This is a genomic window from Streptomyces lothianensis, from assembly GCF_047779955.1.
GTDB lineage: Bacteria > Actinomycetota > Actinomycetes > Streptomycetales > Streptomycetaceae > Streptomyces.
Genome location: NZ_JBLMKT010000059.1, coordinates 1 through 23,040 on the forward strand (window position 1 = coordinate 1; position 23,040 = coordinate 23,040).

The 23,040-nt window shown below is 70.5% G+C and carries 22 protein-coding genes; 6 read left to right on the forward strand and 16 right to left on the reverse strand.

What is annotated here, in order from left to right:
- Window positions 1-73: 73 nt before the first annotated feature.
- The 3 genes from ACLF6P_RS20565 to clpS form a co-directional block, all read right to left on the reverse strand.
- Window positions 74-1,645, reverse strand: coding sequence for an alanine/glycine:cation symporter family protein (locus tag ACLF6P_RS20565; RefSeq protein ID WP_415952050.1), 1,572 nt, complete (start codon window positions 1,643-1,645; stop codon window positions 74-76).
- A 476-nt stretch (window positions 1,646-2,121) separates the two neighbouring features.
- Window positions 2,122-2,766, reverse strand: coding sequence for a DUF2017 domain-containing protein (locus ACLF6P_RS20570; RefSeq protein ID WP_415952051.1), 645 nt, complete (start codon window positions 2,764-2,766; stop codon window positions 2,122-2,124).
- Window positions 2,766-3,041 (reverse strand): ATP-dependent Clp protease adapter ClpS, encoded by a 276-nt coding sequence (clpS, locus tag ACLF6P_RS20575; RefSeq protein WP_415952117.1) that lies wholly within the window; start codon window positions 3,039-3,041, stop codon window positions 2,766-2,768. The genes ACLF6P_RS20570 and clpS overlap by 1 nt, the downstream gene beginning before the upstream one ends.
- Window positions 3,042-3,232: 191 nt before the next feature.
- Between clpS and ACLF6P_RS20580 the strand changes: the two genes are divergently transcribed.
- Together ACLF6P_RS20580 and ACLF6P_RS20585 are read left to right on the forward strand one after the other, a co-directional pair.
- A complete protein-coding gene (locus ACLF6P_RS20580; RefSeq protein WP_415952052.1) occupies window positions 3,233-4,561 on the forward strand; it encodes a nicotinate phosphoribosyltransferase in 1,329 nt (442 codons plus the stop codon).
- A 208-nt stretch (window positions 4,562-4,769) separates the two neighbouring features.
- Window positions 4,770-5,357: an isochorismatase family protein gene (locus ACLF6P_RS20585; RefSeq protein ID WP_415952053.1), complete on the forward strand. Its 588-nt coding sequence runs from the start codon at window positions 4,770-4,772 to the stop codon at window positions 5,355-5,357.
- On the opposite strand, the gene ACLF6P_RS20590 is transcribed toward ACLF6P_RS20585, so the two are convergent.
- The gene (locus ACLF6P_RS20590) at window positions 5,335-5,676 is read right to left on the reverse strand and encodes a hypothetical protein (RefSeq protein ID WP_415952054.1); all 342 of its coding nucleotides are present in this window, start codon (window positions 5,674-5,676) and stop codon (window positions 5,335-5,337) included. The genes ACLF6P_RS20585 and ACLF6P_RS20590 overlap by 23 nt on opposite strands.
- A gap of 124 nt (window positions 5,677-5,800) precedes the next feature.
- On the reverse strand, window positions 5,801-8,164 hold the full coding sequence (locus ACLF6P_RS20595) for an immune inhibitor A domain-containing protein (protein WP_415952118.1): 2,364 nt from the start codon (window positions 8,162-8,164) through the stop codon (window positions 5,801-5,803).
- Window positions 8,165-8,625: 461 nt separating this feature from the next.
- Between ACLF6P_RS20595 and ACLF6P_RS20600 the strand changes: the two genes are divergently transcribed.
- A complete protein-coding gene (locus ACLF6P_RS20600) occupies window positions 8,626-8,952 on the forward strand; it encodes a hypothetical protein (protein ID WP_415952055.1) in 327 nt (108 codons plus the stop codon).
- Window positions 8,953-9,078: 126 nt separating this feature from the next.
- On the opposite strand, the gene ACLF6P_RS20605 is transcribed toward ACLF6P_RS20600, so the two are convergent.
- Together ACLF6P_RS20605 and ACLF6P_RS20610 are read right to left on the reverse strand one after the other, a co-directional pair.
- Window positions 9,079-9,855: an RDD family protein gene (locus ACLF6P_RS20605; protein ID WP_415952056.1), complete on the reverse strand. Its 777-nt coding sequence runs from the start codon at window positions 9,853-9,855 to the stop codon at window positions 9,079-9,081.
- An 89-nt stretch (window positions 9,856-9,944) separates the two neighbouring features.
- On the reverse strand, window positions 9,945-11,555 hold the full coding sequence (locus tag ACLF6P_RS20610) for an RDD family protein (RefSeq protein ID WP_415952057.1): 1,611 nt from the start codon (window positions 11,553-11,555) through the stop codon (window positions 9,945-9,947).
- 256 nt (window positions 11,556-11,811) lie between these two features.
- Here ACLF6P_RS20610 and ACLF6P_RS20615 point away from each other — a divergent pair, with 256 nt between their 5' ends.
- The gene (locus ACLF6P_RS20615) at window positions 11,812-12,297 is read left to right on the forward strand and encodes an SsgA family sporulation/cell division regulator (RefSeq protein WP_415952058.1); all 486 of its coding nucleotides are present in this window, start codon (window positions 11,812-11,814) and stop codon (window positions 12,295-12,297) included.
- A gap of 110 nt (window positions 12,298-12,407) precedes the next feature.
- Here the strand turns inward: ACLF6P_RS20615 and ACLF6P_RS20620 are convergent, their stop codons facing one another.
- Window positions 12,408-13,844, reverse strand: coding sequence for an FAD-binding oxidoreductase (locus ACLF6P_RS20620; RefSeq protein WP_415952059.1), 1,437 nt, complete (start codon window positions 13,842-13,844; stop codon window positions 12,408-12,410).
- A gap of 97 nt (window positions 13,845-13,941) precedes the next feature.
- Here ACLF6P_RS20620 and ACLF6P_RS20625 point away from each other — a divergent pair, with 97 nt between their 5' ends.
- Window positions 13,942-15,621, forward strand: a complete 1,680-nt coding sequence (locus ACLF6P_RS20625) for a tetratricopeptide repeat protein (RefSeq protein ID WP_415952060.1) — start codon at window positions 13,942-13,944, stop codon at window positions 15,619-15,621.
- Window positions 15,622-15,729: 108 nt separating this feature from the next.
- Here the strand turns inward: ACLF6P_RS20625 and hppD are convergent, their stop codons facing one another.
- Complete coding sequence (gene hppD, locus ACLF6P_RS20630; RefSeq protein WP_415952061.1) at window positions 15,730-16,884, reverse strand: 4-hydroxyphenylpyruvate dioxygenase; 1,155 nt, start codon at window positions 16,882-16,884, stop codon at window positions 15,730-15,732.
- A 128-nt stretch (window positions 16,885-17,012) separates the two neighbouring features.
- Between hppD and ACLF6P_RS20635 the strand changes: the two genes are divergently transcribed.
- Window positions 17,013-17,561 (forward strand): Lrp/AsnC family transcriptional regulator, encoded by a 549-nt coding sequence (locus tag ACLF6P_RS20635; RefSeq protein WP_415952119.1) that lies wholly within the window; start codon window positions 17,013-17,015, stop codon window positions 17,559-17,561.
- Between the two features lie 140 nt (window positions 17,562-17,701).
- Here the strand turns inward: ACLF6P_RS20635 and ACLF6P_RS20640 are convergent, their stop codons facing one another.
- From ACLF6P_RS20640 to ACLF6P_RS20670, 7 genes are all read right to left on the reverse strand, one after another.
- Entirely contained in the window at window positions 17,702-18,499 is a 798-nt protein-coding gene (locus ACLF6P_RS20640) for a S16 family serine protease (protein WP_415952062.1), read from the reverse strand.
- A 197-nt stretch (window positions 18,500-18,696) separates the two neighbouring features.
- Window positions 18,697-19,338 (reverse strand): IclR family transcriptional regulator, encoded by a 642-nt coding sequence (locus ACLF6P_RS20645; RefSeq protein WP_415952063.1) that lies wholly within the window; start codon window positions 19,336-19,338, stop codon window positions 18,697-18,699.
- Window positions 19,339-19,682: 344 nt separating this feature from the next.
- A complete protein-coding gene (locus ACLF6P_RS20650; protein ID WP_415952065.1) occupies window positions 19,683-21,476 on the reverse strand; it encodes a DEAD/DEAH box helicase in 1,794 nt (597 codons plus the stop codon).
- An 83-nt stretch (window positions 21,477-21,559) separates the two neighbouring features.
- Window positions 21,560-21,718 (reverse strand): hypothetical protein, encoded by a 159-nt coding sequence (locus ACLF6P_RS20655; protein ID WP_415952067.1) that lies wholly within the window; start codon window positions 21,716-21,718, stop codon window positions 21,560-21,562.
- A 10-nt stretch (window positions 21,719-21,728) separates the two neighbouring features.
- On the reverse strand, window positions 21,729-22,160 hold the full coding sequence (locus ACLF6P_RS20660; RefSeq protein WP_415952068.1) for a type II toxin-antitoxin system VapC family toxin: 432 nt from the start codon (window positions 22,158-22,160) through the stop codon (window positions 21,729-21,731).
- Complete coding sequence (locus tag ACLF6P_RS20665) at window positions 22,157-22,399, reverse strand: hypothetical protein (protein ID WP_415952070.1); 243 nt, start codon at window positions 22,397-22,399, stop codon at window positions 22,157-22,159. Before ACLF6P_RS20665 ends, ACLF6P_RS20660 begins: the two co-directional genes overlap by 4 nt.
- 75 nt (window positions 22,400-22,474) lie before the next feature.
- A complete protein-coding gene (locus ACLF6P_RS20670) occupies window positions 22,475-22,960 on the reverse strand; it encodes a VOC family protein (protein ID WP_415952071.1) in 486 nt (161 codons plus the stop codon).
- Between the last annotated feature and the right edge of the window lie 80 nt (window positions 22,961-23,040).

A 23,040-nucleotide genomic window follows, 5' to 3' on the forward strand; every position in this document is an offset into this window, starting at 1 on the left:
CATCAGGCTCGGATCCATACCATCAGGCTCGGATCCATACCATCAGGCTCGGATCCATACCATCAGGCTCGGATCAGGCCTTCACGCCCGCGCCTTCGAACTCCTCGCGCTCGGAGGCCTCGATCTGCTCCTCGGTCTCTCCCGCGTCGCGGCGGCGGGTGAAGTTGAGGACCTTGGCCAGTTCCTTCTTCACGATCGGAGCCAGGAAGTAGAGGCCGATGATGTTGAACAGGGCCGCCAGGAACAGGACCGCGTCGGACAGGTCGACCAGGGTGCCGAGCGAGAGCAGGGCGCCGAGGACGATGATCGCCGAGAAGGAGATCCGGTACGTGATCGCCGAGGCCTGGCTCTTGCCGAAGAGGTGGGTCCAGCAGCGCTCGCCGTAGTAGCCCCACGTGATGATCGTGGAGAAGGCGAACAGGATCACCGCGAAGGTGAGGATGTACGGGAACCAGGGCAGTGCGGTCTCGAAGGCGTCCGAGGTGATGGAGATACCCATCGTGGTCCCGCCGACCTCGTCACCCTTGCCGCTGGCAACCAGGTCACGGGCCTCCAGGTACTTCGGGCCGCCGGCAATGATGATCGTCAGGGCGGTCATGGTGCAGATGACCACGGTGTCGATGAACGGCTCGATCATCGCGACCAGGCCTTCGGTGGCGGGGCGCTTGGTCTTCACCGCGGAGTGCGCGATCGGGGCGGAGCCGATACCGGCCTCGTTGGAGAACGCGGCGCGCTGGAAGCCGACGATCAGGGCACCGATGAGACCACCGGCGACACCCGTGGGGGCGAAGGCGCCCTCGAAGATCGCGCCGATCGCCGCCGGGACCGCGGTGACGTTGAAGCCGATGACCAGGAGGCAGGCGATGATGTAGAGGATCGCCATGGAGGGGACCAGGCGGCTGGTGACCCGGCCGACCGAGCGCATACCGCCGATGAGGACCAGGGCGACGGCCGCGGCGATCAGCAGGCCGTAGAAGATGGCGCCGCCGGAGGTGGCGAAGAAGCTGTCCTCCTTGCCGGTGACGGTGGTCAGCTGCTCCAGGGACTGGTTGACCTGGAAGAGGTTGCCGCCGAAGAAGGTGAAGAAGAGGATCATCGCCGCGGAGAGCGTGGCGAGGACCTTGCCCAGGCCGGGGCGGCCGAGTTCGGTCAGACCCTTGCGCAGGTAGAGCATGGGCCCGCCGGTGACCTTCCCGTCCGGGCCGACCTCGCGGTACTTCACGCCGAGGGTGCACTCGACGAACTTGGTGGCCATGCCGAGCAGGCCGCAGAGGATCATCCAGAAGGTGGCGCCGGGGCCGCCGATGGCGATGGCGATGGCCACACCGGCGATGTTGCCGAGGCCGACGGTGCCGGAGACCGCGGAGGTCAGGGCCTGGAAGTGGCTGACCTCACCGGGGGCGTCCTTCTGTTCGTACTTTCCGCGGACGAGCCGCACCGCGGTTTTGATGTGCCGCACCTGGGCCAGGCCGAAGTACGCCGAGAAGAAGGCGCCCGCGACGACCAGCCAGCCGACGATCAGGGGGAAATCGGCGCCGAAGACCGGGACGGAGAAGAAGACCACGTCACCGAGGACGTCGGCGACCGGCTTGAACCAGCCGTTGACGGTTTCGTCGACTGTTTGCGTGATGGATTCGAGAGACATCGAACTACCTCATGTACGTGCGCGGCACAGCAGATGGGTGCGACGGGCACGCGGTGCGGCGGCATCCGGAGCGGATGCGGACGGGCAAGTGGGGGCACGGTTGAGCGAACGCCGTTGTCCGGTCGGCGACTTGCCTGGCGTCCGGTCCGCGGACTCGGACCATTCGGCAGGGTCGTACTGGTTCGTGCTGGGTCGTGCGGGCGATATCTCTGGCGGTGCGCCAGGTCCCCGGGAGCGGCGGGGGGTGGTGCCGCAGCGGAGTTGGGAAGTTCTACCACGGCTTTATGACCCCCCTACGTGATGCACGTCACGGCCGAATCGGCCTAAACCCCCTCACCAGGCCTAAAGTCCCTGGCCTGTGACGCGATCGTTATTCGGACATCATGATCCGAATAACGGATGTCAGCACCGTGACCAAGCAGGGCACCTTACGGCGGCCACCTTTGACGGCGAGGCGGTCGGCACACCCGCCCGCCTCACGGCAGCAGCGTCTCGACCAGGGTCTCCTGCAGCCCGCCCAGCCACAGATAGGCCATCACCATCGGCTTGCGCTCGTCGGTGTCCGGGAGCCGGTAGAGGAGTTCGGTGTCCTCGTCGCTGATGACGTCGAGGCGGGAGGCGATCGCCAGACGCAGGTCGTTGAGCGCGCCGAGCCACTGCTTGGAGTCCTCGGCGGTCAGCTTGAGGACCGCGCCGCCCTTGCCCTCACCCTTACTCTCGCTCTCGCTCTCGCCCCCGCTCCCGCTCCCGCTCCCGCTCTCCAGGGTGAGCTCGTCGAGGCTGCGGATCACGGCGAGGGCGTTCTCGCGCTTGCCGGCGCGCAGATCGTTCTCGGTGAAGCGGCGGAATTCGGCGGAGTACGCCTTGAGCTGGTCGTCCGGCACGGATTCCGGGTCGCCGTACGCATCGGGGAAAAGCCGCTGCAGCACCGGGTCCGTCGGGGGTTCGCTCGGACCCTCGGCGAAGAGTTCGGCCAGCGGGTCGGCGCCGTCCTCGCCGGCGGGGCCCGGGCCGATCAGCTCCAGGAGCTGCACGGCGAGGGAGCGCAGAATGGAGACCTCGACCTCGTCGAGCGGCACGGCCGCGCCGCCTCCGGGTACGGGCTCGAACATGCCGGCCATCAGTTCCTGTCCTGACTCAGCGTGGCCCACAGGCCGTATCCGTGCATCGCCTGTACGTCGCGTTCCATCTCCTCGCGGGTGCCGCTGGAGACGACGGCTCGGCCCTTGTGGTGGACGTCCATCATCAGCTTGTGGGCCTTGTCCTTGGAGTAGCCGAAATAGGCCTGGAAGACATAGGTCACGTAGCTCATCAGGTTGACCGGGTCGTTGTGCACGATCGTGACCCAGGGGACGTCGGGCTCGACGACCGCACGCACGTCCTGTGCGGGTTGGATCTGCCCGGTCTCTGCGGGGGTTACGTCTGGAGCGACACTCACTCACCCCATGCTGCCACGTCTGCGTTTGTCGCGCGGGACGCCCCGGGGGGCGTTGCGGGTGCCCCGGGCGCGGGGAGCGCGGCTGGACGTATCCGGCGGGGCGTGTCGGGAAATCGTCAAGGTGACGAGATGGGGGTACGATCCTTCATATGAACACAGCGGACCTTGGGCTGCCGGTGGATGTTCCCTCTACGGCGCTCTTCACCGACCAGTACGAGCTGACGATGCTGCAGGCCGCCCTGAAGGCCGGTACGGCCGGGCGGCGCTCGGTCTTCGAGACCTTCACGCGGCGGCTGCCCGAGGGGCGGCGCTATGGCGTCGTCGCCGGGACCGGGCGGGTGCTCGACGCCGTGGAGAACTTCCGCTTCGACGAGGGCGTGCTGGGCTTCCTGCGTGAACACGCCGTCGTCGACGAGCCCACGCTTCAGTGGCTCGCGGAGTATCGGTTCAGCGGCGACATCTGGGGCTACCCCGAGGGCGAGGTGTACTTCCCGGGCTCCCCCGTCCTGCGCGTCGAGGGCTCCTTCGCCGAGTGCGTGCTCCTCGAGACCGTGATCCTGTCGATCCTCAACCACGACTCGGCGATCGCGGCGGCCGCCTCCAGGATGTCCGCGGCCGCAGGCGACCGCGGGCTGATCGAGATGGGTGCGCGCCGCACCCACGAGCTCGCGGCCGTCGCCGCCTCGCGCGCCGCTTACGTCGGCGGCTTCGGCACGACCTCCGATCTGGCCGCAGGTTTCCGCTACCAGATCCCCACCGTCGGCACCTCCGCGCACGCCTTCACGCTGCTGCACGACAGCGAGCGCGACGCGTTCACCGCCCAGGTGGACTCGTTGGGCCGCGGCACGACGCTGCTCGTCGACACCTACGACGTGAGCGAGGCCGTACGCCTCGCGGTCGAGATCGCCGGGCCCGAGCTGGGCGCGGTGCGCATCGACTCCGGTGACCTGCTGCTCGTCGCCCACCGGGTGCGCAAGGAACTCGACGAGCTGGGCGCGAGGCACACGAAGATCGTCGTGACCAGTGATCTCGACGAGTACGCCATCGCCTCGCTCGCGGCCGCCCCCGTGGACGCGTACGGCGTGGGGACCCAGCTGGTCTCCGGCTCGGGGCACCCCACCTGCTCGATGGTCTACAAGCTGGTCGCCCGCGCCGGGTCCGGCGACCCGGGCGCTCCGCTGGTACCCGTGGCCAAGAAGTCGCTCGGCGGGAAGACCTCGGTCGGCGGCCGCAAGTGGGCCGCGCGCCGCGTCGACCGGGACGGGGTCGCCGAGGCCGAGGTGATCGGCACCGGCCCCCTGCCCGAGGAGCTCGCCGACCTGCAGCTTCAGGTCGAGCTGGTCCGGGGCGGCAAGATCCTGGGCCGCGAGCCGCTCGATGTCGTACGGGACCGGCATACCGCCGCCCGCGCCTCGCTGCCCCTGTCGGCGACCCAGCTCTCACGCGGCGAGGCCGTCATTCCCACCGAGTACGTGTGAGCCGACTGAGAAGCGCGGGGGGAGAGGGGAGGAAGCGCGGAGGAACATGGATGAAGGCCCCTCTGCGGGGGAAACGTGTGGACGGGCGCGACCACCCGGTACCGCGGCCCCGCCGACCCCTCCCGCAACGGACGTGAAGTCTCTAGGCTCGGACGGTACGGCCGAGCTCCGACCACCCACCGCTCCAAAGGACCGAAGGACTAGCCTCATGCGCCGCGCCCTGATCGTCGTGGATGTGCAGAACGACTTCTGCGAGGGCGGCAGCCTCGCCGTGGCAGGAGGCGCGGACGTGGCCGCCGCGATCACCGAACTGATCGGCCAGACCGGCGGCCCCTGCTACCAGCACATCGTCGCCACCCGCGATCACCACATCGACCCGGGGGACCACTTCTCCGAGCACCCCGACTTCCGTGAGTCCTGGCCCGCACACTGCGTGGCCGGCACCGAGGGCGTCGGCTTCCACCCGAACTTCGCCCCCGCCATCGCCTCCGGCGCGGTCGACACCGTCTTCGACAAGGGCGCGCACGACGCCGCGTACAGCGGTTTCGAGGGCACCGACGAGAACGGGCTGCCGCTCGCCGACTGGCTGCGCGCCCGCGAGGTCACCGAGGTGGACGTCGTCGGTATCGCCACCGACCACTGCGTCCGGGCCACCGCCCTGGACGCGGCCCGTGAGGGCTTCCGTACGCAGGTGCTGCTCGATCTGACCGCCGGGGTCGCCGAGGACAGCACGGAGCGGGCCCTGGAGGAGCTGCGGGCGGCGGGCGTGGAGCTCACGGGCAAACCGGTCGTGTAGGCCGCAGCAGCGCCCTGATCGGCTGCCACAGCTCCTGGGCAGCGCCTGGTGCGTCCGGTATGTCCGGTCTCCCGCGCCATATCAGGCCGTCCGGATGGTGCAGGACGGCCGTGATCTCGTCCGGGGTCGGCGGCGCCGAGTTCCCCCGCAGGTAGACGGCGCGCAGCCCGAGGTTCCGCAGCCTGGTCAGGGCCCGGGCGCGGTTCGCCGCGTGGACGACGACGCGCACCCTCTCGCAACCGTCGGGCCAGGGGTTCTGCAGGTTCAGGGCCACGACCACATCGCCGCCCGGCAGCCTGCTGAAACCTCCACATGCCATTGCGTTCCACTCCCCCGTGAGACGTCGCGTCAATAAGAGAACCACAGCACGCACATAAGCACGTTCGGCCGCCGCCCCGCTAGGGGGCGACGGCCGAACACGTTCTGACCTGCGGCTTAACCCATTACTTCCAGGAGGGGCCAACCATCAGGGTCATCGTCTTGCCGCTCCACGGCTGGCTGACGATGGTGATCCGGGTGTTGGTGTCAGTGATCTTGACACCGCCGGTCGGGTTGTCCTCGTCGTAGTAGTCGCTCAGACCGTCGTCGAAGACCGGGTTGCCGAGCTTCCAGTTCACCCGAGCCTCGACACCGTCACGGTGCAGGTTGAAGCCCTGGGTCGGGTACCAGCTGAACGTGGAGTCGTAGGACTGGATGCGGTTGCGCATGATGTCCTTGCCGCCCTTGCCGTCCAGGTCCTGGCTCCAGCGCTCCGCCTTCGGGTGCGCGTCGACCGGAAGGACCAGGCCCTTGCCCGGGTGCGTCGAGGTGCTGTTGTCCGGCTGCGAGGTGTCCCACTTCCAGATCAGCAGACCCTTCTGGTACGGGAAGTGCTCGACCCAGTCAGGACGGGTGCTCGCCCAGCCGAAGTTGTACGGACCCGTCTTGAGGGTCGTGTCGTACGAGACGTACTGGCGGTTCTCGGCGATGTAGAACTGCTCGTAGTCCTTGGTGATGGCCCCGCCGATGCGCGAGAAGCCGTTCTTGGTCCAGCCCGCGTCATCGGCCTCGGCGCCGTCCGTGAACAGGGCGGTGCCGTCGGCCACGACGGAGATGTCGTCGGCGGTGAAGCCGGTCATGTTGACGCCGCCGTCCGTCTGGTAACGGAAGCGCAGCTCGACCTGCTGGCCCGCGTAGGCGTCCAGCGAGTACACCAGCTTCTTGTAGCCGTCCGAGTTGCCGTGCAGCGCGGGGGCGTCGGAGCCGTCACGCGGGATCGCGGCGCCGTCGGCGGTGCCGTCGAGCGGCGTGAAGTTGGCGCCGCCGTCCGTGGAGACCTCGGCGTACAGGTAGTCGTACCCGGCCTCGATCTCCCACCAGCCCGTGAGCTCCAGGGAGGCCGCGGACTTGCCGGTCAGGTCGACAGAACGGGTCAGGGTGTTCTTGAGGTCGTCACCACGACCCGACCACCACTGCTTCTCACCCGCAGCCGGCTCCACGACCGGGGTCGTGACCGTCTTCTTCGGCAGCTCGACGACGAGCGCCTGGGCGTTCTTGGTGTTGTACTCCGCGACACCCAGCTTGTGCAGGGAGCGCTCGCCCGCCTTGGCCGTCTCGTAGTTGAGCCAGCCGAGCTGCAGCTTGTCCCAGGCGGTCATGTCGCCGGGCATGCCGCCGATCGAGTCCTTGCCGTCACCCAGCCAGGAACCCGAGGACATCAGCGTCCAGTAACCGGTGGAGTTGTCGCCGCCGGCCGTGTCGTAGAGGTCCGGCAGGCCCAGGTCGTGGCCGTACTCGTGGGCGAAGACACCGAGGCCGCCGTTCTCCGGCTGGATGGTGTAGTCGCCGACCCACATGCCGGTGTCACCGATCTCGGTGCCGCCGGCCTTGTTCTCGACCGGGCCGGTGCGGCCGTAGTCCGAGCCGTAGGCGTACCAGCGGTGCGCCCAGATCGCGTCGCCGCCCTGGGCGCCGCCGCCCGCGGACTCGTCCTCGCCCGCGTGGACGATCTGGAAGTGGTCGATGTAGCCGTCGGACTCGTTGAAGTCGCCGTCGCCGTCGAAGTCGTAGCGGTCCCACTGGTCGTACTCGGCCAGCATCGCCTTGATCTCGGCGTCGGTCTTGCCGGCGGCCTTCTGGTCCTCGGCCCACTGCTGCGTGCCGTCCCGGACCAGGTCCCAGACGCTCGCGCAGGTGCTGTCGCCGCAGTAGTTCGAGCCGTAGCGGGCCTCGTTGTACTCGACCTTGACCCAGTCGGAGACGTCACCGTCGACCGAGTAGCGGCCCGAGGACTGCTTCTCGTAGTACTTCTTGACGGAGTTGCCGCCCTCGCCGAAGTACAGGTCCTGGAAGTGCTCCCGGTTGAAGTCGGGCTGCCAGGCCGTCGAGTTGTCCTTGCTGCGGTCGGGCTCCGCGATCTGGTTGTGCTGCGGGCCCGGCGTGCCGCCGAACTTCTTCTCCGGCGGCTTCGGTCCGTCGCCGTCCGGGTCGTACATCGTGGTGTCGTCGACCTTGTCGCCGAACTCCACGAGGATCGTGAAGATCTTGTCGGTCTTCTCGCGGCCCAGCTCGACGTACTTGCCCTTGTCGAGCTGAACGACCTGCGAGGCGCCGCGCTTCTCGGCCTTGGCCTTGCCGGAGACGACCTCCTTGAGCGCGGTCTCGCGCGCGGCGGCCTGCTGCTCGCTCAGCGGGCCCTCGAGGTCGTGGTCGACTTCGCCCTTGTTGCCGGGCGCCGGGTCCTGGCGCTCGATCGTGGACGGGTCGACCGGCGCGGAGCCGTCGGCGGCCTGAGCGACGCCGTACGACATCGCTCCGGTCACGGCCATGACGACGCCAACCGACAGCGCACGTATGGAACGGCGCCTGCCTGTCTGATTGTTCACGTGAATGTAGTCCTCCCCCGCGACAGCGCAAACGGATGGGGGATCCCAGGAGATGGTGCGATCCGCGCGTCTGTCGCGTCACAAGTGACGACATTCGATCGGAGTTTCGGCAGAAAAGACAGACCTTGACTTCGGGCGGCCAAGTACGTTAGTTGCAGCGCGAGTTGCACTATCCGGACACTCACGGAGAGCCCGAGGCGCGTCCTGCCCGGGGGATGAGAGCCGATATGACCCTGTGCGCCCCCTGTGCTCCGGCACCGTGGGTTAGGTCACGCTTACTAGGCGTTCCGCTTGGGAATTCAGCGAAATAGAGTCAGTTGACGGTGATTTTGCCCAAGCAGCCCGACCGATCGAGCAGCTCGACCGACCTGCACCCCCGCACCCTCTCCAGAGGACGGTTCGCCATGCCGCGCCCGACAGTCGCACAGCTCGCCTACGGAAGCCTCACGGTCGTGACCGCCACGGTCGCCATGCTGCTGCTCTCCCGGACCAGCACGGGACCGGGGATCGGCGTGATCACCGTCGCGGCGCTCGGGCTCGGACTCCTCGTCGCGGTGACGGTGCCGTCGCCGGCCGCGCGGAAGTCCTCCGCAGCCGCGCCCGCACGGAAGTCCGCCGCGCCCGCCCCGATGCCCGCCCCTGCCGGAGCACGTGAAGTCCCGGGTTCAGGCGCGGAGTTGGCGCGTACGGGGCGGGCGGACGGGGCGCGGGTCGGGTCCGGGAGGGCCTGAACCGGGCTTCCGCACACGACAGTGGGGCCGTGTCCGCGCACGGCCCCACCGGTCTGTTCCCACCGCCCCGTCCTCACCTCGGGGCGTGCTGACCACCTCGCCTCAGGGCGTGCTGACCACCTCGCCTCAGGGCGTGCTGACCACCACCGTCTTGGCGGCCTTGTCGTGCAGGGCCTGGCGGTAGGGCTTGTCGGCCGCGGCCGACAGCACGAGGATGAACCACCAGACGCAGTAGCAGCAGAGCAGCGCGGGCAGCCAGAGCACCGAGGCGCGCAGGAGTGCCGTACTGGAGTCCGGGGTGGATCCGTCCTTCAGCATCGCGACCCGCAGCTTCATCAGCTTCTTGCCGACGGTCTGGCCGTTCGCCCTGACCATCAGCCACTCGTAGGCGACATAGGCCGCGCAGGAGACGAGCGTCCAGAAGAGGCCGGAGCCGCCGTACGACTGGGAGATCACGTCACCGAAGTCGTCGGTCTCCGTCTCCACCCTGCGGAACGGCAGCTGGATCAGGGTCAGCGGGATGCCGATGAGCAGGAGGTCGATGAAGAAGGCGCCGATGCGGCGGCCCATGTCGGCAAGCGGCGGCATGCCCTGGAGGGGGTCGGGACCGCCGTAGCCGCCGCCTCCGCCGCCGTAGGGGTCGCCTCCGCCACCGCCCGGAGGCGGGGTGTTGTACGGGTTGCCGCCCCCTCCGTACGGCGAGCCGCTGCCCGGAGGCGGCGATGCGCCGAAGCCGCCGCCGTCCGGGGGCGGCGGGGGCGGCGTGCCGCCGTACGGATCGCTCGGCGGCCCTGCAGCGCCCTGCGGACTGTCGTACGGCGAGCCGCCGCCGGTCGGCGGCGGCTTGTGGAACGGGTCGTCATCCGGCTGGCCTGAGCCCGGGGGCGGCGGGTTGGTGGTCATGGCCCGAGTCGATCGCGCGGGCCCGCGGGGCGCATCCGGGTGTGGGCCGTACGGGTGCGCCCACACCGGCCGGGTGGGCCGACACGCCCTCAGCCCGCCACGAAGGTGCGAGCGGCCTTGTCGTGCCAGCACTGGCGCCAGGGGCGGTCGAAGAGGCACCAGAGGACGCCGACCACTCCGATCAGCAGCAGGCCCGGGAACGTGTAGACGAACCAGCGTTTCAGGGCGGCACCGAAGGACGGGGCATCGTGTTCCTCGATGTCGCGGACCTCGATGCCGAGCAGCTTCTTGCCGAGGGTGCGGCCCCACTTCGCGGTCGGCAGCGCCTCGTAGAGCAGTCCGGCGATCAGGAGGACGCCGAGGACGATCCCCGCGTACAGCGCCGTCGTGCCGTCAAGCAGCCAGACCGTGGTCTTCAGGCCCGACATCTTCGCCTCGTCGATCTTGCCCTCGACGTGGTCGAGCGCCTTCGGCACGAGCGGCACCGCTGCGGCCGCGGTGAGACCGCCGACGACCAGCGTGTCGAGGAGCCGGGCCGCGAGCCGTTTGCCGAGCCCGGCGGGCCGCGCCGCGGCCTGCGCCTGGGCGGCGGCGAGGAACGGGTCCTCGGCCACCGGTTTGAACGGCATCACCGGCTGCCCGTCGCCCCCGGGCGACTGGGCGAGCTGATGCACCTGCTGGGCCCACGAGGCGCTGCCGCCGCCGGGCCCGGGGGTCACCGGGGAGCCCGCCGCGTTCGGCGCCGCGGAGGGTGCGGCGCCCTGGGGGTAGCCGTAGCCCGTGGTGGGCGTGGTGGGCGCCTGGGGTGCGGAGGCGGCCGGTGGTGCGGGCTGCGAGGGCGTGGCGGCCGGAGCGGGGGCGGCCGGAGCGGCGGATGTCCGGGGTGGCGCGGGGGCCGGCTTGGTGGCCTCGGGGGCGGCGGCCGTCGGGTCGACGCGGCGGATCGCCATCGTGCCGTCGGTGCGGTGCGAGGGGCCCTGCGGCCCCGTGCCCGCGGATTCGCCCGTACGGGGGCGTACGGCGCGCATCGCCATGGTGCCGTCGGCCGGGGCGTCGCCCGGTGCGGGGGCGGCGGAGGCCGCGGAGGCCGCCGCGGTGGGCTCCGCGGGGGCGGAGGGCGCGGGGCTCGGCTGTGCGGGGCTCGGCTGTGCGGGGCCTTGCTGTGCGGGAGAGGCCTGTGGCGCGACACGCGGGTCCGGGGTGGAACCCGTGGGGGCACCCCAGGAGACGCGCCGGTCGTGTTCGCCGCCGAAGCCTGCCTGCCGGCCTGCGTCCGCCTGCCAGGCGGAGGCGGGTTCGGGGCGCGCGTCCTGTGCGCCCTGTGCGCCCTGCGGGGCGGAGGTCCCAAAGGAGGCCGAAGGGGCTGAAGGGACCGAAGGGGCCGAAGGGGCCGAGGTGGAGCGGCCGGAGCTGCCCCCCGGTTCCTCGTCGAAGAACATCGGCCCCGTCTCGTCCGCGGGCGCCATGTTCTGGGCCGGGACCGAGGTCAGGGAAGATCCGCCGGGCGGTGCGGTGCCTCCGGGTGGGGCGGTGCCCCCGGGCGGTGCGGGCATGGATTCGCCCTCGGACGGAGCGGGGCGGCTGGTGCCCGGGACCCAGGCGACGCCGTTCCAGTACCGGACATATCCGGGAATGGACGGATCGGGGTAGTAGCCCGCGCGCGGGCTGGTGTCGCCTGGTGCCGGGGTGGGCGCGCTCATGGTCCGCAGTCCCGTATCTGCTCGGGGGTCTAGGTGTGGGCTCCACATCTATCAGACCCCGGCCCGCAGCTGGGCCCGTCCGGGGCCAACGGCCCCTTTCGTGGGCCCCGGGACCGCCTCCCCGGGACTGCGGCCGCGGCCCACGGGAAGCACCCGAAAAAAATCTGCGAAAGTCGCGTAAGCAACCCGCCCCACCCCGCTCTCTCCCTGCGTGGGCCGCTCAGGAGCCCGCACAGGAGAAGGAAAGGGCAAGCAGATGCGTATCCAGAGCATGGTGGAGCGGGAGCTGGAGCTGAGGCTGGTTCTGTCGCCGGAGCGGAGCATTCCCGTGCCGGCCCGGCTGACCTACCGCACGGATGACCCGTATGCCGTGCACGTCACCTTCCACGTCAACACCGACCAGCCCGTCAACTGGACCTTCGCGCGCGAGCTCCTCGTCGAGGGCGTCTTCCGGCCGTGCGGGCACGGCGATGTGCGGATCTGGCCGACGAAGGTCGAGGGCCGGAGCGTGGTGCTCATGGCGCTCAGCTCGCCGGACGGGGACGCGCTCCTTGAGGCGCCCTCCACCGCCGTCTCCGCCTGGCTCGAACGCACGCTGCGGGTGGTGCCGCCGGGCGCGGAGACGGATCAGCTCGGTATCGACGAGGGCCTGGCCGAGCTGCTCGCCCCCGCCCCGCGCGGCCATGACGACCTGTGGCTGAGCGACCCGTGGCCCTCGGACGAGTCCAAGGACGGTGAATGAGGACGAGGACGACGGGTGCCCTCCATAGATCCCGTACACCGCACAGAGCGCGCAGAGGAGTTGGTCCGGAAGGATCGGGACAGCCGACGGAGCCGGAAAGGCCGGAACATTCAGAAGAGTTTGCCCGGGTTGAGGAGTCCCAGCGGGTCGAAGGTCTGCTTGATGCCCCGCTGCAGTTCGACTCCCACCGGGCCGATCTCGCGTGCCAGCCACTCCTTCTTGAGGACGCCCACGCCGTGCTCGCCGGTGATCGTGCCGCCGAGTGCGAGGCCGAGGGCCATGATCTCGTCGAAGGATTCGCGGGCGCGCCGGGATTCGTCGGGGTCCTGTGCGTCGAAGCAGACCGTGGGGTGCGTATTGCCGTCCCCCGCGTGCGCGCAGACCCCGATGGTCAGGTCGTGTTTCTCCGCGATGCGGGCGGTGCCTTCGAGCAGGGCGGCGAGCCGGGAGCGCGGTACGCAGACGTCGTCGATCATGGTGGTGCCCTTGATCGCTTCGAGTGCGGTGAGGGACAGGCGCCGGGCGGCGAGGAGGAGTTCGGATTCCGCGTGGTCCTCGGCGGGGACCACCCCGGTCGCGCCCGCGGCCGTGCACAGTTCCGCTACGGCGGCGAGGTCGGCGGCCGGGTCCGGGGTGTCGAAGGCGGCGAGGAGCAGGGCCTCGGTGGTCTCGGGGAGGCCCATCCGGGCCATGGCGTTGACGGCGCGTACCGTCGTGCGGTCCATGAGTTCGAGGAGCGAGGGCACATGGCCGCCCTCCATGATCCGGCAGACGGCTTCGCAGGCGGCGCCGGTCGAGGCGAACTCGGCGGCGAGGGCGAGCTGCCGGGGCGGCTCCGGTCTGAGGGCGAGTACGGCGCGTACGACGACGCCGAGGCTGCCCTCGGAGCCGACGAAGAGGCGGGTCAGGTCATAGCCCGCGACGCCCTTGGCCGTACGGCGTCCGGTGCGGAGCAGCCGGCCGTCGGCGAGGACGACGTCGAGGCCGAGCACGTACTCGGCGGTGACCCCGTACTTCACACAGCACAGGCCTCCGGAGCCCGTGCCGATGTTGCCGCCGATGGTGCACGTCTCCCAGCTGGAGGGGTCCGGCGGGTAGGCGAGGCCGTGTTCGGCCACCGCGTGGGACAGGTTGGCGTTGATGACGCCGGGTTCGACGACGGCGATCCGGTCCACCGGGTCGATCTCCAGGATGCGGTCCATCCTGAACAGCGAGAGCACGATGCAGCCCTCGGCGGCGTTCGCCGCACCCGAGAGGCCGGTGCGTGCGCCCTGGGGGACGACCGGCACCCGTAGTTCGGTCGCGGTGCGCATGATGTGCTGCACCTCCTCGACGGTGCGTGGGAGCGCCACCACCGCGGGTACGCCCGCCTCGCAGAAGCTCGCCATGTCATGGGCGTACGAGGCGGTGACGTCCGGATCGGTGAGGAGCGCCTCGGCGGGCAGGCCCGTGCGCAGGCGCCCGATGAGGTCCGGTGCGTCGGCGGCCGACGCGGCGGGGTCCGGTACGGCCGGGTCCGGTACGGCCGGGTCCGGTACGGCGGTCATGATCCCCAGACTGGCACCCGGGGCCATCGGTGTGAACCCGTCGGCGCGCGGCTCGCCACACGCCGGTGCGATCTTCACACTGACGCACAGTGGCGCCATGGAGAACGAGAAGTTCGAGGACAGCGCCCGGTCCCTGCGGCGGACCATGGTCACCGCGGTCGTGGGCTCGTTCGCCCTCTCCTGCACGGTCTTCGCACTCCCTTCGCTCGTCGGCGAGGAGCCGCCGCCCGCGCCCGGGCCGGTCGGCCGGGCGATGGAGGCGGTGGGTGCGGGTGCACCCGCCTCGCTCGCGGACCTCGGCGCGCTGATCGCCGACCGTGAGGCGCATCTGGCCGCGCACCCCGGGGACGAGGAGTCCTGGGCCGTGCTCGGCGGCGCGTACGTGGAGCACGGGCGGCGGACCGCGGACCACATGCTCTACACCCGGGCGGAACGGGCGCTGAAGCGTTCCGTCGAGCTGCGGCCCGCCGAGGAGGGCAATGTCGAGGCGCTGACCGGGATGGCCGCGCTGGCCCACGCCCGGCACGACTACCGGGCCGCGAAGCGGTGGGGCGAGCAGGCGGCCGAGCAGGCCCCGAAGCGGTGGACGGTCTATCCGGTGCTCATCGACGCGTACGACCGGATCGGCCACTACAAGGCGGCCGACAAGGCACTCGACACCCTCCAGGAGCTGCGCTCCGACGCGGCGGTCAGGGCGCGCGCCGCGCGGCTGTACGCGGCGCGCGGCTGGCTGGAGATGGCGGACGCGGCGGTCGCGGATGCCGCCGCGCTGGCCGAAGGGCCCGCCGAACGGGCCGCGCACCAGCACGCCGTCGGCGAGCTCGCCTGGGAGCGCGGCGAGACGAGGAAGTCGCTGCGCTGGTTCGAGGCGGCGCTGCGCACCGATCCGGAGCACCATCCGGCGCTCGCCGGGCGGGCGCGCGCGCTGGCGGCGCTCGGGCGGACCGAAAACGCGCTGGCCGCGTACCGGGACGTGCTGCGCAGGCTGCCGCTGCCGCGTTACGCGGTGGAGCTCGGCGAGCTGTACGACTCGCTCGAGATGCAGCCGGAGGCGGAGCAGCAGTACGAGTCGGTGCGGCGGCGGCTGAGGGAGGCGGGCCACGACCAGGTGGTGCTCGGCTTGTTCGAGGCCGACCACGGGGAGCCGGAGGAGGCGGTGCGGCGGCTGGCGGCCGAGTACAGGAGGCATCCGGGCCGGCGGGTCACGGACGCGCTGGGCTGGGCGTACTTCCGGGCCGGGGACGGCGCGAAGGCACTGCGGTTCGCGAAGAAGGCGATGGCCAAGGAGGCTCCGCGCAGTGCGCTGTTCGCGTATCACCGCGGGCAGATCGAACGCGGCCTGGACAACCCGGGGGCAGCCCGGCGCTTCCTGACCGAGGCGCTGAAGCTCAACCCGCACTTCTCGCCGCTGCACGCCCCGGCCGCCGAGCAGGCCCTGGAGGCGCTGGGCGAGCCGCCGCCGGGCGGCCCGGTGAACGTCACCGGCGAGAAGCCGCGGCCGCCGTCCCCGGGGAAGCCGGGCGGGGCGCAGGCCGAGCCCGCAAAGCCGGGCAAGCCCCGAAAGACGTCCGAACCCCGCAAGCAGGGCGGGCCTTCGGGCCGGGACAAGCCGCGGAAGCAGGCCGAGCCATCCGCCCGGGCCGAGCCCTCGACTCGGGGCGAGGATGCGGCGCAGGGCGAGGGCGAGACGCAGGGCGAAGGCGAGGACACGGCGCGCGGCGGCGGCAGTTCCGCCTCGGCCGAGACGAAGCAGACCAGCCCGGCACCCACCCGCTAGACAGGCGCCCACGCACAGGCAGACACACACCAGGCATACGGCCGGGGGCCGGAGCAGTCCGCCCCGGCCCCCGCCCCCCGTAGGAACCTCCAGGAACCTCCAGGAACCTCAGAGATTCCCGCGCTTCTCCTGCTCGCGCTCGATCGCCTCGAAGAGGGCCTTGAAGTTGCCCTTGCCGAAGCCCATCGAGCCGTGCCGCTCGATCATCTCGAAGAAGACGGTCGGACGGTCCTGGACCGGCTTGGTGAAGATCTGCAGCAGGTAGCCGTCCTCGTCGCGGTCGGCGAGGATCTTCAGCTCCCGCAGGGTGTCGATCGGGACGCGGGTGTCGCCGACCCACTCGCCGAGCGTGTCGTAGTAGGAGTCGGGCACGTCGAGGAACTGGACACCGGCGGCGCGCATCGTCCGTACCGTCTCGACGATGTCGTTCGTCGCGAGGGCCATGTGCTGGACGCCCGGGCCGTTGTAGAACTCCAGGTACTCGTCGATCTGCGACTTCTTCTTCGCGATCGCCGGCTCGTTGATCGGGAACTTGACCTTCTTGGTGCCGTCCGCGACGACCTTCGACATCAGCGCCGAGTACTCGGTGGCGATGTCGTCACCCACGAACTCCTTCATGTTCGTGAAGCCCATGACCTTGTTGTAGAAGGCCACCCACTCGTTCATCTTGCCGAGCTCGACGTTGCCGACGCAGTGGTCGATGGCCTGGAAGGTGCGCTTGGCCGGCGGCTCGACGATCGGGGCGGCGGCGACGAAGCCCGGCAGGTAGGGGCCGTCGTAGCCGCTGCGCTCGACGAGGGTGTGCCGGACCTGCCCGTACGTGGCGATGCTGGCGCGTACGACCGTGCCGTGCTCGTCCTTCGTCTCGTACGGCTCCTCGAGGCCGGTGGCGCCGTGCTCGACGGCGTGCGCGTACGCGGCGCGGGCGTCGGGGACCTCGATGGCGAGGTCGACCACGCCGTCGCCGTGCTCGGCGACATGGGCCTGGAGGAAGCGGCCCCAGTCGGTGGAGGCCTTGATGACGGAGGTGAGGACGAAACGGGCGGAGCCGTTGGTGAGCACGTAACTGGCGGTCTCGCGGCTGCCGTTCTCCGGTCCGGAGTAGGCGACCAGCTTCATGCCGAAGGCCGTCGAGTAGTAGTGCGCGGCCTGCTTGGCGTTGCCCACGGCGAAGACGACCGCGTCCATTCCCTTCACCGGGAAGGGGTCGGCCTGCCGGGCGGTTTCGGGGGTGGAGTGAGCGTGCTCAGTCGATGCAGTCATGGCCGTAGCGTCTCTCCGGCTTGCAAGCTGCGCAATAGTTGGCTGATTCACTGGGCAATCTGCACAGTGATACGCGAGGATGGCCGGACGATCTGTACATGATGACCAGTCGGAGTGTGACCCACGCCATGCCCGCCTCCTCCTCCGCTCCCTCCCCCGCTTCCCCCTCCCCGTCCGGTGCGACCGCGGGCGTGCCCGGGATCGACGAGCTGGACGGACGGCTCATCGTGCTGCTGGCCCGCGAACCGCGGATCGGCGTCCTGGAGGCCTCGCGCCGCCTCGGGGTGGCGCGCGGGACGGTGCAGGCGCGGATGGACCGGCTCCAGTCGAACGGGGTCATCCGAGGTTTCGGCCCGCAGGTCGATCCGGCGGCGCTCGGCTACCCGGTGACGGCCTTCGCGACGCTGGAGATCAAACAGGGCCAGGGCGCCGAGGTACGGGGGCATCTGAGCGGTGTGCCGGAGGTCCTGGAACTGCACACCACGACCGGACACGGCGACATGCTGTGCCGTCTGGTGGCCCGCTCCAACGCGGATCTTCAACGTGTGATCGACCGGGTCGTGGGCTTCGAGGGCATCGTCCGGGCCTCCACGGCGATCGTCATGGAGAACCCGGTTCCGCTGCGGATCATCCCGCTGGTGGAGCAGGCGGCGATCCGGGACCGGCGCAGGACGTAGGCGCGGGACGTGGGCACAGGGCGTGGGCAGGGGGCGCGGGCAGGGGCGCGGGCGCGGGACGTGGGACGTGGGCACAGGACGTCATCACCTCGATTCCGCCTCGACGCCCGCAGAGGTCGGATGACAACAGCCGCTCAGGCTCAGCAGCTCGGGACGTTCCCGCCCTTGTTCAGGGACCGCAGGGACTCGATGGTCTGGTCGAGGCTCGTGACCGGGATGAGGCGGAGGCCGGAGGGGAGTTCGGCCTTGGCGTCCGCGCACTCCGCCTTCGGGACGAGGAAGACGGTCGCGCCGTCCCGGTGCGCGGCCTGGGTCTTGAGGGAGACGCCGCCGACCGGGCCCACCTTGCCGTCCGCGTCGATCGTCCCCGTACCCGCGATGCTGCGGCCGCCGGTCAGATCGCCGCCCGCGCCGTCGCCGTCGAGCTTGTCGACGATGCCGAGCGAGAAGAGCAGGCCCGCGCTCGGGCCGCCGACCCCGGCCAGCTCCAGATCGACCTTCACCTGGTCCGGGTCCGCGTCCAGGTAGTTCAGGGCCGCCGCGACCGCGTCGTCCTGCGACTGGATCATCTGGGCCTCGTTGTGCGCCTCGATCTCCTCGACGCTGCCGCCCGAGGGGTACACGGCCTCACGCGGCAGCACCGCGCGGTCGGTACGGAACCAGCCGTCGACCACATCACCGAGGTCGACGTCCGCATCGGGGCCCGTCGCCAGGATCGTGGTCATCCGCAGCTCGCCGCTGGTGTCCAGGGTGCGCGCTCCCTCGATGGTGATCACCGGCTTCCCGTCGTGCTCCCCGAGCACGTCCGCGGTCCCGCCGGGCTGCGCCACGGTGAAGGGCAGCGGCGCGAGCGCGGCGACGGCGAGGAGCGCGATCACGGGGATCGCGCTCAGGAGGACGGCGGTGCGGCGGGTAAGACGGGTGAGAGGGGTGAGCACGGGGTCAATCTAGCGCGGTGAGTGGAGCGGGCTCCGTCGCGGGGCACGGCGGGCGCCTCGGGAGCGCGGCGAAGGGGCACCTCCAGGGGCGCGGCGGAGCCGGCGCCTTCGGGGGTGGGGAACTTCGCGAGAAGCGGCCACCGGGCCGAGGCCGCGAACGAATCCGCAGCCGTCCACGGCGCGTAGGCCCCCACCCCCTACCTCAGCGCGTCGGCGACCTCTCGCGCCGCGTCAAGCACACGCGGTCCGACCCGATCCGGGATCGAATCGGACAGCATCACGACCCCCACGCTCCCCTCGATCCCCGTCACGCCGTGCAGCGGCGCCGCCGCCCCGCTCGCGCCGGCCTCCAGCTCGCCGTGGGTGAGCGTGAAGCCGGGGTCGTCGACGAGGCCCTGGCGGGCGATGAGGATCGCCTTGCCCGCGGCACCGCGGTCGAGCGGGTGACGGAAGCCGGTGCGGTAGGCGACGTGGTAGTCGGTCCAGGTCGGCTCGACGACGGCGACCGCGAGGGCCTCCGAGCCGTCGGCGAGCGTCAGGTGCGCGGTGGCTCCTATGTCCTCGGCCAGCGAACGCAGCGCCGGCAGCGCGGCCTCGCGCACCAGCGGATGCACCTGGCGGCCCAGGCTGAGCACGCCGAGGCCGACGCGGGCACGGCCGCCCAAGTCGCGGCGTACGAGGGCGTGCTGTTCGAGCGTGGCGAGCAGGCGGTACACGACGGTGCGGTTGACCCCGAGCTTCGTGGAGAGCTCGGTGACCGTCAGTCCGTGGTCCGTATCGGCGAGCAGCTTGAGGACACGTAGTCCTCTGTCGAGGGTCTGGGAGGTCTCCGCGGTCACGACGCCCTCTCCTTGAGGTGAGTTGCGACGGCTCCGCGCACGGCAGAGGCCGCCGGTCATCAGTCAGGCGGAGGCTGGAGACCCCCGCTGGGCTCAGAGGCGGACGGGCCTCTCGCACCGGCTGCGCTCCGCGGCGGCGCTGCCACGGGGCGTGTGTTTTGCCGGGACATTAGCGAGCGGGTCCGCTGAGCGGAAGACTCCGTCCAGAATCCGGGCACTGGGAGATCGTTTACGCGGCGGTACGCGCCGTATGTCCCCGCGCACGGCGCGCGCCGCGCCCTCACTTCGGCGGGTGCGCGCCCCACACGTCACTGGCCCGCGCCTCTCGCCTCGGCCGGAGGCGCTCACCGCATCCGGGTCGCCCACTCCTGCACCTTGGCGATCCGCTGCTTCAGCTGCCCGGCGGTGGCCTCCGCGCTCGGCGGGCCGCCGCAGACCCGGCGCAGCTCGGTGTGGATCACGCCGTGCGGTTTGCCGGACTGGTGGACGTACGCCCCGACCATCGTGTTGAGCTGCTTGCGCAGTTCGAGCATCTCCTTGTGGGAGACGACCGGCCGCCGCTCGGCGGGCACCTCGAGCAGATCGGCCTCTTCGGCGGGCTTCTTGCGGCTGTGCGCGATCTGCCGCTGCTGGCGCTTGTGCAGCAGCATCTGCACCTGGTCGGGTTCGAGGAGCCCGGGGATGCCGAGGTAGTCCTGCTCCTCCTCGCTGCCGGGGTGGGCCTGCATGCCGAACTCGGCGCCGTTGTACATCACCCGGTCGAAGACGGCATCGGATTCGAGGGCCTCGAACGGGAGCATGTCCTGCTCCCCCGTGTCCTCGTCCTGCTCCTTGTTCGCCTCGTCCATCTCCTTCTCGGACTCGGCGTACGGGTCCTCCTCGCCGTCCTTCTTCGGCTTGTCGAGGACGTGGTCGCGCTCGACCTCCATCTCGTTCGCGAAGCCGAGCAGGTCGGGGATGGTGGGCAGGAAGACGGAGGCGGTCTCGCCGCGCCGCCGGGAACGTACGAAACGGCCGACGGCCTGCGCGAAGAACAGCGGTGTGGAGATCGTCGTCGCATACACACCGACCGCGAGACGCGGCACGTCGACGCCTTCGGACACCATGCGGACGGCGACCATCCAGCGGTCGGTGCCCGCGCTGAAGTCGTCGATCCGCTTCGAGGCGCCCGTGTCGTCGGAGAGGACGACGGTCGCCTTGGTGCCGGTGATCTCGCGGATCAGCTTTGCATACGCACGCGCCGAATCCTGATCGGAGGCGATCACCAGGCCGCCCGCGTCCGGGATGGACTTGCGGACCTCGCTGAGGCGCTGGTCGGCGGCGCGCAGCACGTTCGGCATCCATTCGCCGCGCGGGTCGAGTGCGGTGCGCCAGGCCTGGCTGACCGCGTCCTTCGTCATCGGCTCGCCGAGCCGGGCGGCGATCTCGTCGCCCGCCTTCGTGCGCCAGCGCATGTTGCCGCTGTACGAGAGGAAGATGACGGGCCGCACGACGTTGTCGGCGAGTGCGTTGCCGTAGCCGTAGGTGTAGTCGGCGGAGGAGCGCCGGATCCCGTCGTTGCCCTCCTCGTACTGGACGAAGGGGATCGGGTTGGTGTCCGAGCGGAACGGGGTGCCGGTCAGGGCGAGGCGGCGGGTGGCCGGCTCGAAGGCCTCCAGACAGGCCTCGCCCCAGGACTTGGAGTCACCGGCGTGGTGGATCTCGTCGAGGATGACGAGGGTCTTGCGCTGCTCGACGCGGTTGCGGTGCAGCATCGGGCGCACGCCCACGCCCGCGTAGGTCACGGCGACGCCGTGGTACTCCTTGCTCAGCGGGCCCGCGCTGTACTCCGGGTCCAGCTTGATCCCTATCCGCGCCGCGGCCTCGGCCCACTGCTTCTTCAGATGCTCGGTCGGCGCGACGACGGTCACCTGCTGCACCACATGGTGATGCAGCAGCCAGGAGGCAAGGGTCAGCGCGAAGGTCGTCTTGCCGGCGCCGGGGGTGGCGACGGCGAGGAAGTCCCTCGGCTGCTCCTGCACATACCGGTCGAGAGCGCCCTGCTGCCAGGCACGCAGCTTGCCCGCCGTGCCCCAGGGGGCGCGGCCGGGGAAGGCGGGTGAGAGGTGGTGCGAGCTGCTGGTGGCGGTGGTAGACACGGTCTCCGGTTCGGCGGTTCGACTGCGGCGGGCACACGGAGTCGGCGGCCGCCCGCCGACTCCGTTATGACAACCGGGCCACCTTACCGGTGCGGCGGCCCGGGGAGCTGTGAAGCTCGCTCTGCGAGCAGCTCGTCGATCGCCTGCGAGACGATCGCTTCCGGCGTCAGGCCGCGCGCCTCCGCGAGCAGGCGCACGGCTTCTTCCTGCTCGGGCCGTAGCCGCACCTCGATCTCGGGCATGACACGCCTCTCATTCGTCCAGAGGGTGGATCCAGCGCAGGCCGGGGAAGCGGGCGAAGCCGCGGTCGGCCGAGTACAGCGTCGCGCCCGCCTCGATGGCCAGGGCGGCGATGTAGGCGTCCGGGACGAGATTGCCCCGCGCGCTCGCATCGCCGCACAGCCGCTCGAAGATCTCCCAGTGACGCGCACCCACGTCGATGGGTGCCGCGTTCGCCGCGCCACGGATGTCCCGCAGGAACTGGAAGGCGAGCTCCGGGTCACTCGGCGGCTGGAAGATACGCTGATGCGTGACGATCCGGATGAATCCGCTGTCGATCACGCCGTGATGGCAGACCGGCTCCTCACCGTTCAGCTTGCCAAGGAGCCAGTCCTTGTACAGCTCGTGGTCCTTGGCGTCCTCGCGGAACGCGTTCACCAGGACGTTGACATCGCAAAGGATCACGCGAGGCCGTCCATGAGGTCACGCACGGATGCGTTGTCGTCGAGGTGGACACCAGGGCGAAGTCCGCTCCCCCCGGGGTCGGTGGTCAGCTTCGCGATGCGCTGCGCAGCCACCGCGTCCCGCGCGAACGACGCCCTGATCGCATCCTCTATCACCGCACTCACGGATACCTTGCGCCGGGCGGCGCGGAGCTTCGCCTGCTGCAGCACGCCCTCTGACAGGTCGACTGTGGTCCTCATGCACACAAGCATACGCCGACCACATCATGATGCTCAAGGTGATGCACGGTGATGCGGTAACGGACTCACCAGAACTCACTCACCGTCGTACGCACTCCTGAGCGCCGCCACGTCGATCTTCTGCATCCCGAGCATGGCCTGCATGGCACGCCCGGCCTTCTCGGGGTCGGGGTCGGAGAGGAGGCGCGGGAGTTCCTTCGGGATGATCTGCCAGGACAGGCCCCAGCGGTCCTTGAGCCAGCCGCACTGGCTCTCCTGGCCGCCGTCGGCGGTCAGCGCGGTCCACAGGCGGTCGACTTCCTCCTGGTCCTCGCAGTCCACGTAGAGGGAGACCGCCTCGGTGAAGGAGAACTCCGGGCCGCCGTTGAGCGCGCTGAACCGCTGGCCGGCCAGTTGGAAGGCGACGAGCATCGCGGTGCCGGGCGTGCCGGGTCCGGCCTCCCCGTACCGCTGCACTTCGATGATCTTCGAGTCCGGGAAGAGCGTGGTGTAGAACTCCGCGGCCTGTTCGGCCTGCGTGTCGAACCAGAGGAACGTGGTGATCTTCTGTGGTGCGGCCATGACGCCTCCTGGGAGAACGGGGGCCGGTCGGCGCCCCTGGAGGGTGGACCGGCGGCGCGCCGGAAACTCATCGCCCGCCC